The 13,232-nt window shown below is 34.0% G+C and carries 14 protein-coding genes; 13 read left to right on the top strand and 1 reads right to left on the bottom strand.

Annotated features, from left to right (window positions below; translation table 11 throughout):
- The first annotated feature begins 12 nt into the window (after positions 1 to 12).
- The 10 genes from JOD41_RS03285 (at position 13) to JOD41_RS03240 (ending at position 9,639) form a co-directional block, all read left to right on the top strand.
- Positions 13 to 1,068: an L-threonylcarbamoyladenylate synthase gene (locus JOD41_RS03285; RefSeq protein ID WP_205051558.1), complete on the top strand. Its 1,056-nt coding sequence runs from the start codon at positions 13 to 15 to the stop codon at positions 1,066 to 1,068.
- Positions 1,069 to 1,076: 8 nt separating this feature from the next.
- On the top strand, positions 1,077 to 1,508 hold the full coding sequence (gene rpiB / locus JOD41_RS03280; protein WP_205051557.1) for a ribose 5-phosphate isomerase B: 432 nt from the start codon (positions 1,077 to 1,079) through the stop codon (positions 1,506 to 1,508).
- Between the two features lies 1 nt (position 1,509).
- On the top strand, positions 1,510 to 2,136 hold the full coding sequence (gene upp / locus JOD41_RS03275) for a uracil phosphoribosyltransferase (protein WP_205051556.1): 627 nt from the start codon (positions 1,510 to 1,512) through the stop codon (positions 2,134 to 2,136).
- A 9-nt stretch (positions 2,137 to 2,145) separates the two neighbouring features.
- Complete coding sequence (locus tag JOD41_RS03270) at positions 2,146 to 3,174, top strand: glycosyltransferase family 4 protein (protein WP_205051555.1); 1,029 nt, start codon at positions 2,146 to 2,148, stop codon at positions 3,172 to 3,174.
- Position 3,175: 1 nt separating this feature from the next.
- Positions 3,176 to 4,279 carry a non-hydrolyzing UDP-N-acetylglucosamine 2-epimerase gene (gene wecB, locus JOD41_RS03265; protein WP_205051554.1) on the top strand — a complete coding sequence of 368 codons (1,104 nt, stop codon included), beginning with the start codon at positions 3,176 to 3,178 and terminating at the stop codon, positions 4,277 to 4,279.
- A gap of 70 nt (positions 4,280 to 4,349) precedes the next feature.
- Complete coding sequence (locus JOD41_RS03260) at positions 4,350 to 4,763, top strand: MaoC family dehydratase (RefSeq protein ID WP_205051553.1); 414 nt, start codon at positions 4,350 to 4,352, stop codon at positions 4,761 to 4,763.
- 13 nt (positions 4,764 to 4,776) lie between these two features.
- On the top strand, positions 4,777 to 5,964 hold the full coding sequence (locus tag JOD41_RS03255; protein WP_205051552.1) for an acetyl-CoA C-acetyltransferase: 1,188 nt from the start codon (positions 4,777 to 4,779) through the stop codon (positions 5,962 to 5,964).
- 1 nt (position 5,965) lies between these two features.
- The gene (locus JOD41_RS03250; RefSeq protein WP_205051551.1) at positions 5,966 to 6,742 is read left to right on the top strand and encodes an enoyl-CoA hydratase-related protein; all 777 of its coding nucleotides are present in this window, start codon (positions 5,966 to 5,968) and stop codon (positions 6,740 to 6,742) included.
- Positions 6,743 to 6,752: 10 nt separating this feature from the next.
- On the top strand, positions 6,753 to 7,589 hold the full coding sequence (locus JOD41_RS03245; protein WP_205051550.1) for a 3-hydroxybutyryl-CoA dehydrogenase: 837 nt from the start codon (positions 6,753 to 6,755) through the stop codon (positions 7,587 to 7,589).
- Between the two features lie 652 nt (positions 7,590 to 8,241).
- Positions 8,242 to 9,639, top strand: a complete 1,398-nt coding sequence (locus JOD41_RS03240; protein ID WP_205051549.1) for a radical SAM/SPASM domain-containing protein — start codon at positions 8,242 to 8,244, stop codon at positions 9,637 to 9,639.
- A 106-nt stretch (positions 9,640 to 9,745) separates the two neighbouring features.
- Here JOD41_RS03240 and JOD41_RS03235 read toward each other — a convergent pair whose 3' ends face one another.
- On the bottom strand, positions 9,746 to 10,045 hold the full coding sequence (locus tag JOD41_RS03235) for a DUF4368 domain-containing protein (RefSeq protein WP_239540946.1): 300 nt from the start codon (positions 10,043 to 10,045) through the stop codon (positions 9,746 to 9,748).
- 179 nt (positions 10,046 to 10,224) lie between these two features.
- On the opposite strand from JOD41_RS03235, the gene JOD41_RS03230 reads away from it, so the two are divergent.
- Genes JOD41_RS03230 through JOD41_RS03220 form a run of 3 tightly spaced genes read left to right on the top strand, consistent with a single transcriptional unit; the run spans position 10,225 to position 13,229 of the window.
- The gene (locus tag JOD41_RS03230; protein ID WP_205051548.1) at positions 10,225 to 10,455 is read left to right on the top strand and encodes a helix-turn-helix domain-containing protein; all 231 of its coding nucleotides are present in this window, start codon (positions 10,225 to 10,227) and stop codon (positions 10,453 to 10,455) included.
- Between the two features lies 1 nt (position 10,456).
- Positions 10,457 to 12,115 (top strand): class I SAM-dependent DNA methyltransferase, encoded by a 1,659-nt coding sequence (locus tag JOD41_RS03225; RefSeq protein WP_205051547.1) that lies wholly within the window; start codon positions 10,457 to 10,459, stop codon positions 12,113 to 12,115.
- Entirely contained in the window at positions 12,102 to 13,229 is a 1,128-nt protein-coding gene (locus tag JOD41_RS03220; RefSeq protein WP_205051546.1) for a restriction endonuclease subunit S, read from the top strand. Before JOD41_RS03225 ends, JOD41_RS03220 begins: the two co-directional genes overlap by 14 nt.
- Positions 13,230 to 13,232 lie beyond the last annotated feature (3 nt).

Here is a 13,232-nt window from a genome sequence, read left to right as displayed (position 1 = left end):
AGAGGTGTTTTTTTGAAAACTGATATAATAAAATTTAAAGGAAATGCAAAGGATAAAGTTTATCTTAAAAAAATTAGCGACACTTTAAAAAGCGGTGGCCTTGTTGTCCTTCCCACAGAAACAGTTTATGGACTTGGTGGCAATGGACTAAACAAGAGAGCTTGTAAAAAAATATATGAAGCAAAGGGTAGACCTAGCGACAATCCACTAATACTTCACATTGCAGAAAATTCTCAGCTTGATGCTTTAGTTGCAGAAATTCCTGATGTGGCAAAAAAATGTATGGAAAAATTTTGGCCAGGGCCTCTTACAATTATTTTTAAGAGATCTGAAATTATTCCAGATGAAGCTACTGGTGGACTTGATACTGTTGCTATAAGAGAGCCTAGTAATGAAATTGCTCATGCTATTTTAAAAGCAGTAGATTTTCCAGTGGCAGCTCCATCTGCAAACTTATCTGGCAGACCATCTCCAACTAAAGTTGAACATGTAATAGAAGATTTAAATGGCAGGGTAGACATAATTGTTGACGGTGGACATTCTGTAGTTGGAATTGAGTCAACAGTTTTAGATGTAACAGTGGATCCACCAATGATTTTAAGACCAGGAAAAATTACCTTAGAAGATTTAAGAGAAATTGATGAAAATATAAGAATTGACAGTGCAACAATTGATGCAAAAAGTGGAGAAATTCCAAAGTCACCAGGGCAAAAGTATAGACACTATGCTCCAAGAGCAGAGGCAATTTGTTTTGGTGGAAGACTAGATAAAGTTGTAAATGAAATCAAAAAAAACATCAAGAAAAATAAGGACAAAAAAATTGCAGTCCTTGCAACTGATGAAACTTTTGAAGAATACAAAAATTTAGATATAAAGCTTTTAATAAACCTTGGAAGTAGAGATAATCTGGAAGAAGTTGCTACAAATCTTTTTGACGCCCTTAGAAGATGTGATGAAGAAAATGTAGATATTATTTTTGCAGAAGGCTTTGAACTAAGGGGAATGGGTCTAAGCATTATGAATAGACTTCTTAAAGCTTGTAGCGGAAAAGTTGTCATGAGAATTTAGGAGGAGAAATGAAAATAGCAATTGGCTCTGACCATGCAGGATTTTATTTAAAAAAAGATATAATAAAATACTTAGAAGAAAAAAACATTGAAGTTAAAGATATGGGACCCTTTGATGATGGTCGTGTAGACTATCCAGATTATGGACATGCAGTTGGTCACGAAGTTATAGATAAAAAAATGGACTTTGGCATAGTTATTTGCGGATCTGGAATTGGAATATCAATTTCTGCAAATAAAGTAAAGGGAATAAGAGCTGCACTTTGCTCTGAACCTTATTCCGCAAGACTTGCAAGACGCCACAATGATGCCAATGTCCTTGCTATGGGGGCAAGACTAATTGGCCATGACATGGCTCTTGAAATAGTAGACGCCTTTTTAGATGAAAAATTTGAAGGTGGAAGACACATAAATAGAGTAAACAAAATAGAGGAGGAATAAAATGGGATACACAATAATAAAGCATCCACTAATTGATCATAAGATGACAATTCTTAGAAAAAAAGAAACTAGCTCCATGGAATTTAGACAACTTGTAAATGAAATTTCAACACTAATGGGCTATGAAGTTACAAGAGATTTAGAAACAGAAGATATTGAAATCGAAACTCCAATTGCAAAGACTGTTGGAAAGAGAATTTCCGGCAAAAAAATTGGAATTGTACCAATTTTAAGAGCAGGACTTGGCATGGTGGAAGGTCTTCTTACAATAATTCCAGCAGCAAGAGTTGGTCATATAGGAATGTACAGAGATCCAAAAACTTTAAAGCCAGTTACTTATTATTCAAAATTACCAAAAGATGTTGCATCAAGACAAATGATTATAGTAGATCCAATGCTTGCAACAGGTGGCTCACTTATAGAAGCCATTGACGAATTAAAGAGAAATGGTGCAAAAAATATTAAATCAATAAATCTTTTAGCAGCACCAGAAGGTTTAAAAGCAGTTGAAGAAGCTCACCCAGATGTTGAAATTTATATTGCTGCCCTTGATGAAAAATTAAACGAAGATAAATATATTGTACCTGGACTTGGAGATGCAGGAGACAGATTATTTGGAACGAAGTAAGAGGTTAATATGTATAATTATTTAGTTCCTTTTTTTGCAGCTTTTATTCTGACCTTTATACAAATGCCCTTTGTAATAAAAATTGCAAAAAATAGGGGATTTTTAGATGTGCCCAAGGATGGGAGAAGAGTTCACAAAAAACCAATCCCTGTAGGCGGTGGCATTGCAATGGTAATAAGTGTGACTATTTTGATGCTAGTTTTTTTAAAAACTAATAAAAGTCTAGTTTTCGCCATTATTAGCTCACTTATAATTGCCTTTTCAGGTCTTTATGATGACAAATACGACCTTAGCCCAAAATTAAAATTTGGCTTTCAAATTCTTGCCGCAATAGTTCTTGTAATGGGTGGCATGAAAATAGAATTTTTCACAAATCCCTTCGACTCGGAAGATGCACTACTTATTTTAAATATGCTTTCCATACCAGTTACAATTTTTTGGGTTTGTGGAATTACAAACACAATAAATTTAATAGACGGTCTTGATGGACTTGCCTCTGGAGTCTCTATGATATGTGCAATATCAATGTTTTTTATAACATATCAAATGGGAAGATATGAAGTTAGCGTAGTTTGTGCCCTAGTAGCAGGTGCTTGTCTTGGATTCTTGCCCTTTAACTTTAATCCAGCAAAAATATTTATGGGAGACACTGGAGCCTTGTATCTTGGATTTATGCTTTCCTACATAAGTATTTCAGGATTTTTAAAACAAGCAGCAATACTTATGATTTTCGTACCAGTAGTAATTTTAGGAGTGCCAGTATTTGACACAGCCTTTGCCATGGTAAGAAGAAAACTTTCTGGGAAATCAATAGTAGAAGCTGACAAGGGACACCTTCACCACAGATTATTAAATATGGGTCTAAATCAAAAACAAACTGTTGTGATTTTGTACTCCATATCTGCATTATTTGGAATACTTGCAAATGTAATTTCAAAGTTTCATTCATCCATTGGGCTTATTATTTCAATTGCAGTGATTTTAATAATATTATTTACTGGAGTGGCTGCAGGAATGTTAAAAAATAAGGAGGAATAGATTGAAGGTATTATTTGTATTTGGTACTAGACCTGAAGGCATAAAAATGGCTCCAATTATAAAAGAAATCGAAAAAAGAAAAGATCTCGAGTCATACATTTGTGTAACAGGTCAACACAGAGAAATGTTAGACCAAGTGTTAGAAATTTTTGATATAAAACCAGATTATGATTTAAATATTTTTAAGAAAGGTCAAACTTTAACAGAAGTAACTACAAAAACTCTTTTGGGACTTGAAAACATCCTAGATGAATTAAAGCCTGACATCCTATTAGTTCAAGGCGACACTACTACAGTATTTGCAGCTGCCCTTGCAGCTTTTTATAAAAAAATAAAAATAGGACACGTAGAAGCAGGGCTTAGGTCAGGAAATTTATATTCACCTTATCCAGAAGAGGCAAATAGAAAACTAACGGGAGTGCTTTCCAATTATCATTTTGCACCAACAGAGTCCAATAGACAAAATCTCTTGAGGGAAGGTTACGATGATAAAAATATTTTTATCACCGGAAACACTGTAATTGATGCACTGAAGTATTCAGTTAAAGAAGATTTTTTATTTGACGATGAAATTTTGAACAATTTAGATTATAATAAAGATGTAGTATTACTTACTGCACATAGGAGAGAAAATTGGGGCGAACCAATGGAAAATATTTTTTCTGCAATAAGGCGAGTTGTCTTGGAAAGAGAAAATATAGAAATTGTCTTTCCAATTCACTTAAATCCAATTGTGAGGAGTACTGCGAAAAAGTATTTCTCTGATTTAGACAGAGTTCATCTCATTGAACCTCTTTCTTATATGCCTTTTTCAAATCTCATGGCAAGAGTAAAATTTGTTGTGACAGATTCTGGAGGAGTGCAAGAAGAGGCTCCAGCTCTTGGTAAACCAGTTTTAGTTCTTAGAAATGAAACTGAGAGAATGGAAGGTGTAGAGGCAAAAACAGCTAAGCTTGTGGGTACAGCATCACAAGATGTCTATGACAGTATAATTAGTTTATTAGATGATAAAAAATTATACGAAGAAATGGCAAAGGCTGTTAACCCCTATGGAGATGGTCATGCTGCAAAGAAAATCGTTGATATTTTAGAGAAGATGAATTAATTTTAGGATATTAATTTATGAAACTAAATTATGGGTATAACTTTATTAGAAGTTTTAGGAGGTAGATCTCATGGGAAAAACTATTAAAGAAATTAAAATTGGCGATACTGCACAGTTTTCAAAAACAATTTCTGAGTCAGATGTGTATCTATACGCTGGCATCACTGGCGACTTAAATCCTGCCCATATTAACGAAGTTGAAGCAGGAAAGGGTAATTTTAAAACGAGAATTGCTCACGGAATGCTAACAGCAGGTCTTGTATCAGCAGTTCTTGGCATGAAACTTCCCGGACCTGGCACTATTTATATGGGCCAAGAAATGAAGTTTACTAAACCTGTTTATTTTGGAGACACAATAACAGCTAAAGTTGAAGCAATTGAGATAATAAAAGACAAAATTTTAAAACTCAAAACAACTTGTACAAATCAAAAGGGAGAAATTGTTTTAGACGGTGTGGCTACAGTATTGCCACCACGCGACTAATAAGGAGGAAAAAATGGAAGATAGAATTGTTATAGCATCAGCTGCAAGAACAGCTGTAGGTGATTTTGGCGGTCAATTTAAAACTGTTCCAGCAGTAGAACTTGGAGTAGTTGCAGTAAAAGAAGCTTTAAAAAGAGCAAATGTAAAACCTGATATGGTTGATGAAGCTTACATTGGTAATGTACTTCAAGCAGCACAAGGACAAAACGTTGCAAGACAAGTTGTTCTTGGAGCAGGAATTGATATCAAAACTCCTGCTGTTACTATTAACGTAGTTTGTGGATCAGGTCTTCGTGCAGTAAGTTTAGCAGCTCAAGTTATTAAAGCTGGCGATGCAGAAATCGTACTTGCTGGTGGTACTGAATCAATGTCAATGGCACCTTATGCTCTTACTAACGAAAGATGGGGAGCAAGAATGGGCGACAAAAAAGTTGTTGACACAATGATTAAAGACGGTCTATGGGATGCTTTCAATGATTATCACATGGGTATTACAGCTGAAAATGTAGCTGAAAAATATGGCATTACTAGAGAAATGCAAGACGAACTTGCTACAAGATCTCAAAACAATGCAGAAAAAGCAAGAAAAGAAGGAAGATTCAAAGACGAAATCGTTCCGGTTGAAGTTAAAGATAGAAAAGGCAATGTAACAGTTGTTGACACAGATGAACACATTAGAGATGGCGTAACTAAAGAAGGACTTGCAAAACTTAGACCAGCTTTCAAAAAAGATGGTGGTACAGTTACAGCAGGTAACGCATCTGGAATCAATGACGGTGCAGCAATGCTTGTATTAATGAAAGAATCAAAGGCAAAAGAACTTGGAGTTACTCCTCTTGCATATATTATTTCTTATGCAACAGCTGGTGTTGATCCTAAGATTATGGGTACTGGACCTATTCCATCTTCTACAAAAGCTCTTGAAATTGCAGGACTTAAAGCAGATGATCTTGACCTAATCGAAGCAAACGAAGCTTTCGCAGCTCAAGCTTGTGCAGTTAACCAAGTAATGAAATTTGACATAAATAAAGTAAACGTAAATGGTGGAGCTATTGCAATTGGTCACCCTATTGGAGCAAGTGGAGCTAGAATTTTAACTACACTTCTATTTGAAATGCAAAAGAGAGATGCAAAGAAGGGTCTAGCAACACTATGTATCGGCGGAGGAATGGGAACAGCTCTTATCGTCGGAAGGGACTAATATGGATTACAAATTTTTAATTGTTGAAAAAAAAGCTAACGGGATTATCCTTTTGACACTTAACAGAGAAAAGAGCTTAAATGCTCTTAACTCTGAAATGTTAAAAGAACTTCACAGATTCTTTTCACATGTTGAAGATGATGTGAGATGTATTATTGTAACTGGTGCAGGAAAATCTTTTGTTGCAGGTGCTGATATTGGCGAAATGGCTAACTTTACAGCGAGTGAAGCTTATGATTTTGCAAAACTTGGCATGGATACTTTTATGGAAATAGAAAAATGTAGAGTTCCAGTAATAGCTGCAGTAAATGGCTTTGCACTAGGTGGAGGATGTGAAATTTCTATTGCTTGTGACATCAGACTTGCATCTACAAAGGCAAAATTTGGTCAACCAGAAGTAGGTCTTGGAATTACACCAGGATTTGGTGGAACACAAAGACTTTCTAGAACAATTGGACCAGGATATGCAAAGGAATTAATATACACAGCTGAAATAATTGACGCCAAAAAAGCTTTAGAAATTGGGCTTGTAAACTGGGTATACGAACCAGAAGAATTAATTGATAAAGCCCTTGAAATGGCAGAAAAAATTGTCAAGAATGCACCAAAGGCAGTAGAATATTCTAAACAATCAATAATTAATGGATCTCAAACAGATATAGATACAGCAATGCAAATCGAAAAAACTCACTTTGGCCTATGTTTTGCAACAAATGACCAAAAAGAAGGCATGAAGGCATTTTTAAATAAGGGAAAAACTGAATTTAAAGGAAAATAAGGTGAATAAAATGAAAATAGCAGTAGTAGGATCAGGTACTATGGGAGCAGGAATTGCACAAGTACTTGCACCATATCATAAAGTAATTGTAAGAGATATTGCACCAGAAGCTCTTGAAAAAGCAATGGAAAAAATTAAAAAAGGTTACGAAAAAAATGTTTCTAAAGAAAGAATGACAAAGGAAGAAATGGAAACAGCCCTTTCTAATTTGTCTACATCAGCTGATATCAAAGACGTAGCAGATTGTGATCTTATTATAGAAGCAGCAACTGAAAACCCTAAGATTAAAAAAGCAATCTTTACAGAACTTTGTGAAACTTGTGATGAAAAGACAGTTCTTGCATCAAACACTTCATCTCTTTCAATAACTGACATTGGCGCAGCAACAAAAAGACCTGAAAAAGTTATTGGAATGCACTTCTTTAACCCAGTTCCAGCAATGAAACTAGTTGAAGTAATTTCTGGAAAGAAAACTGATCCAAAAGTTAAAGATATGATTATCGAACTTTCTAAAGAAATTGGCAAAACTCCAGTTGAAGTTGATGAAGCTCCTGGATTTGTTGTAAATAGAATATTAATTCCTATGATTAACGAAGCTATTGGAATTTATGCTGAGGGAATTGCATCTGTAGAAGATATTGACACAGCTATGAAACTTGGTGCAAACCACCCAATGGGACCTTTAGCTCTTGGAGACTTAGTAGGACTTGATGTAGTTCTTGCAATTATGGAAGTTCTTAACACAGAATTTGCTGATCCAAAATATAGACCACATCCACTTCTAAAGAAAATGGTTAGAGCAGGTCTTCTTGGAAGAAAAACTGGCGAAGGATTTTACAAATATTAATATTAAAAAATTTAGGGAAGGCATAAGCCTTCTCTTTTTTTGAAATTTTTATTAGCTAGCATCTATTAATTTAGATGCTTTTTTTATTTTAAATTAATTTAAACTTCATTAAATTATATTCAAATTTCATTTATTTTTCTATATTAAATTTTATTTAACTAAATCCTATTTTTATAAAATCTCAATTAATTTTTTTAACTTCATTTGATTATGATTAAATATCATCTAAATTTTTATTTTAATTCTTTTTGATTAGGATTATATATCATTAAATTTTTACTTTTAACTTCATTAAAATTTTCAACTTCATTTTATTTTATTTAAATTTCATTGATGACTTAACTTTATTTTAATCTATTTATGTCTATTTTAATGAACATATTTAGATTTTAAATTATTTACTTAAAAGTCTTTAAAAATTTTATAAAATGTAGTAAAATATAGGTAAAAGAAAATGAACAATGTTCAGAAACGTTGTTACATATTTTTTAGTTATAAATTATTTTGTAAATTCGCGAGTTTCAAGATTTCAAGATTTCGATAGCATGATAGGTTAGAATTTTAGAATTTATGAGTTTATGAGTTTATGAGTTTATGAGTTTATGAGTTTAGAAATTTACTATTATTTTATAAATTTAGGGGAGGTTTTTAGATGAATACTGCAATTAAAGACAAAACAAAAGAAAAAGTTTTCGAAACGGCTGTAAATCTAGCCTACAAGAGATTAAAGAAGGACCCTCAAAAGGGAATGATGGATATAGTTGATGTTTTTGATGAATATTTACTGCCTAAATCAGGTGAAGTCAACAGTGGAAAAGTTGGTTTAGAAAGAATTAGAAATGAATTAAGTGATCCTAATTCTAAGTGGGTTTCTTTTGGAACTGACATTGTAAATGAAATTGACGAGAATATTGTAAAGACATCTGTTAGAACTATTGGCTATAATGCCGCTTATAAGGGCAACACTCTTAGAAATAAATTGCAAAAGGAATATAAGTGCAACATTCCTTGGGTAATTTTATTTGACCCAACATCTGCCTGCAATTTAAAGTGTACAGGTTGCTGGGCTGCTGAATATGGTCACAAAAACAATTTAACTTATGACGAAATGGCAAGTATTGTCAGACAAGGCAATGAACTTGGTACTTATTTCTTTATTTTAACTGGTGGAGAACCTCTAGTTAGAAAAGAAGATGTCATAAGGCTTGCAAAAGAATTTAATGACTCTGCTTTTCATGTCTTTACTAATGGAACTTTAATTGACGATGAATTTTGTCAAAAAGTTGTTGAAGTGGGAAATATTTCCTTTGCTCTTAGTATTGAAGGTACAGAAGAGTCCACTGACCTTAGAAGAGGCGATGGAGTTTTCCAAAAGGTTATGAAGGCAATGGATTTAATGAAGAAGCATAAACTTTTATATGGGGCATCTATTTGCTACACAAGTCAAAATTATAAATATGTAACTGATGATGATTTCATAAAAATGCTAGTTGACCATGGCTGTAAACTTGCTTGGTTCTTTCACTATATGCCAGTGGGAAAGGATGCAGATGTAAGCCTACTTCTTTCTCCAGAAGAAAGGGAGCACGTATACCACAAGGTTAGAGAAATAAGATCTTTTGATTACCCTCAAAATATTTTTACAATTGATTTTCAAAATGACGGCGAATTTATAAATGGTTGCATAGCTGGTGGTAAAAATTATTTCCACATAAATTCTCTTGGTGATATGGAACCTTGCGTATTCATTCATTATTCTGATTCAAATATTAGAGAAAAAACTATTAAGGAATGTTTAACAAGTCCACTATTTATGGGCTTCCATGACAATCAACCTTTTAATAAAAACTTGTTAAAGCCATGTCCAATGTTGGAAAATCCAGGAAGGCTAACTAAAATTGTAAAGGATTCCGATGCAAGAAATACTGATATGATTGCTCCAGAAAGTGCTGAAGACTTGCAAGTAAAAACAACGCCTTATGCAAAAGCTTGGAACAAAAAGGCAAATGAGCTTTGGAATGAAAGTAGGAAGAAAAGAGAAGAAGCATAAAGCTAAATAGAGGTAAAAAAATTGGAGGACACTTAGGGGCTCTTAATTAGGGATTTATTTCCTTAAAATTTAATCGGCATGAAGGTATTAACCTTTGTGCCGATTTTTATATGTCAATTTTTCCAATAAAGTTCCAATAAATCCAAATGGTCTGTTTCTTTAAATTTGTACCTAGAACCTTTTCTGATTGTTCTACATAAATCTTATCTACAAAAGTTCTAATTATTTCTGGATCAAGTTCCTTTATATCTGTGTACTTCCTTACAAGCTTTAGGAATGATTCCACATTAAGTTCTTCCTCTTGTGATTTTGTAATAGTTTCTTCAAGTTCAGCTATTCTTTTTTGAAGTGAAATTTCTTCTTCATCATGAGCTTTAGCCATTTTTTCAAATCTTTCTTTTTCCATTGATACGATATGGTATCTTGTCAGGCTTGGTCTTACCCGGTTTCATCACAAGCTTCCAAAGGTAGAACCTGCCATGCTCCTGCGACTATACGAGATAGCTTCATGAGGTAGAAAAATTCATAAATAAATGCTATAATTATGCTATATCACTGACATAGATACATAAGGAGATGGAATATATGGCTTATTCTGATGAAATAAAGAAAATTCGTGAAAAATGTTTCCTGACACAGGAATTATTTGGACGTGAATTGGGAGTTTCGTTTTCTACAATAAATCGCTGGGAAAATGAAAAAAGCAAACCAAACATGTCAGCTATGAAAAAAATGAAAGAATTCTGCGATAAGCATAATGTCGATTTCAGTGCATTAGAAGCAGAGTGGATCAAAACTGGAAAGGATGAAGATTAATATGGCTAAGAAGACAACTAAAAAAGCTGCTGAGAAAGCTTTGAACATAGATAATATTTTATTTAATTGCCGAGATATTTTGCGTGCGGCAAGAAATTCAGGTTCATTCTTTGAGAAAAGAGACATGATGCTTACACTTGTATTCCTTCGTTTTATTGGAGAAAAATACGAAGACGGAATTGAAAACTTACGTCAGACTTTAATTGAACAAGGGCTTGACCCGGATGATGAAGATATCAGAACAGCGTTCTTTGACGATGCTACATTTGCAGATGGTACATATAATCTTCCTGTTGAAGCTCGCTGGTCAACAATTATAAATACACCTGCACCTAATTTGAATGTTGTGCTAGATACTGCACTTCATAGTATTGCTACAACTTCTAAAGATCTAAAGGGTTGCTTTATTGAAGGCACATTTACTTCTCGTAACCTTGGTGCTAATGATATCAAGAAGCTTGTTGATGAAGTTAATAAAATCAGTCACAAGGCTTTTGGTGAAGAAAAAGACCTTATAGGTCATGTGTATGAATACTTCCTTAAAGAATTTGCTGTTAATGCCACAAAAGAAGAAGGTGAATTCTATACACCACATGACGTTGTTCAGCTTATTGCTTCTATGATTGAACCATATGACGGAACTTTATATGATCCTGCCTGTGGTTCCGGTGGTATGTTTATTCAGAGTGCAGAACTTGTAAAATCAAAGCAAGGAAGTATATCGAGTGTAAATGTCTACGGACAGGAAAAAGAGCCAGCTACATATCGACTTGCAAAAATGAACCTTGCACTTCGCGGTATCAGTCATCATCTTGGCGGTATGAGTGATTCTTCGTTTATTAATGATTTACATAAAGGTTTGTATTTTGATTATATTATGGCAAATCCACCTTTCAATCTTAAAGGCTGGTATGATGAAAACTTGCAGAATGATGCTCGTTGGGCAGACTATGTAACACCGCCGGAAAGCAATGCTAACTATGCGTGGATTTTACATATGCTTTCTCATCTTAAAAAGTCAAATGGTGTTGCAGGATTCCTGCTTGCTAATGGAGCACTCAACGACAGTGATACTTTGGAAATCAGAAAAAGACTTATTCAGAATGATAAGGTTGAGGCTATTATCGTTCTTCCAAGAGAATTGTTTATTACTACTGACATCAGTGTTACTTTATGGATTCTTAATCAGAATAAAAAATGTGGTAACTATCATGGTAGAGATCTTCGTAACCGTGAACACGAGATTCTATTCATGGACTTGCGTACTTGGACTGAAAACCCTGTAAAGCGTCAGAATAAAAAGAAAGTATTTCTGTCTTCAAATGATTCCAAGGGTACTGATGACATAATAATTAACCTTACCGGTCAAATTGAAAGAGCATCTTCAATTTATCATACTTGGCAGAACGAAGGCACAGACGGAAAAAATTATGAAATGCCAGAACTTTATCGTAGTGTTGGAATCAAAGAAATTGAAAGTAAAGATTGGGCATTAACTCCAAGTAAGTACATCGAGTTCATTGACCACGATATGGATATCGACTATGAAAAGGAAATGTCACGCATTCAGGCAGAAATGCAAGATATTATGAAAGCAGAAAAGAAATCCCAGCAGATGTTGGAGGAAGCATTTAGGGGGATTGGTTATGGCATTGACTAAATATAACTTAGGTGAATTATTAGAATTAACAACTGAAACCAATTCTGAATTGAAGTATGGACCTGATGATGTTAAGGGAATGACAATTACCAAAGAGATAATTCCAACAAAAGCAAATGTTAAAAACACAGATTTAAAGAAATTTTTGGTAGTACACCCTAAAGAGTTTATCTTTAATCCAAGAACACATGGCAAAAAGATAGGGTTCGGTTATAATTCCACAAATGAAACATTCCTTATCAGTTGGAATAATATAGCTTTTAGAATCAAAAAAGATGCTGAGAATTTAGTTCTTCCAGAGTATTTGTTTTTACATTTCAACAGATCTGAATGGGACAGAGAAGCTTGTTATCGTTCTTGGGGAAGTTCTACAGAAGTATTTACTTGGTATGCATTATGTGAGATGGAACTCGACCTACCGTCAATAGACATTCAGCAAAAGTATGTAGATATCTACAATGCCATGGTATCAAATCAGGAATGCTACGAGCGTGGCTTGGAAGATTTGAAACTTACCTGTGATGCGTATATTGAAGATTTAAGAAGAAAAATACCATGCGAGGAAATTGAACCTTACATTTTTAGACAAGATATCAGAAATGATGCAAACGGAACAAAGAATGTTATGGGAGTTAGCACAATTAAGGAATTCAGAGAACCTACATCAAAAGTTAATAGAAACGAATTAGCTAATTATAAGGTCGTTAAGCCAAGACAAATAAGTTTCGTACAGACCACTCACAATGAAAAAGTGTTTTGCAATGCTTTCAATAATACTGATGAAGACATTGTTGTTACATCTGTCAATGAAGTTTTCTATACAGACGAAAGCAAATTATTGCCAGAATATCTGGTTATGTTTTTCAATCGAACAGAATTTGACAGATATGCAAGATTTCATTCTTGGGGTAGTGCTAGAGAAACCTTTACTTGGGATGATTTGATTAAAGTAAGAATACCCATTGCAGATATTGCTATTCAGAAAGATATTGTGGATATTTTCACAGTATATAAGGAACGAAAAAGTCTTAACGATAGACTCAAAACACAAATAAAAGATATCTGTCCTATTCTGATAAAAGGCTCTATCGAAGAAGCAAGAAAGGAGGCATAGCCT

It is taken from the genome of Peptoniphilus gorbachii (assembly GCF_016908115.1).
GTDB lineage: Bacteria > Bacillota > Clostridia > Tissierellales > Peptoniphilaceae > Peptoniphilus_A > Peptoniphilus_A gorbachii.
The sequence above is the reverse complement of the archived record's forward strand: the minus strand, read 5'-3'. Positions and strand labels throughout refer to the sequence as shown.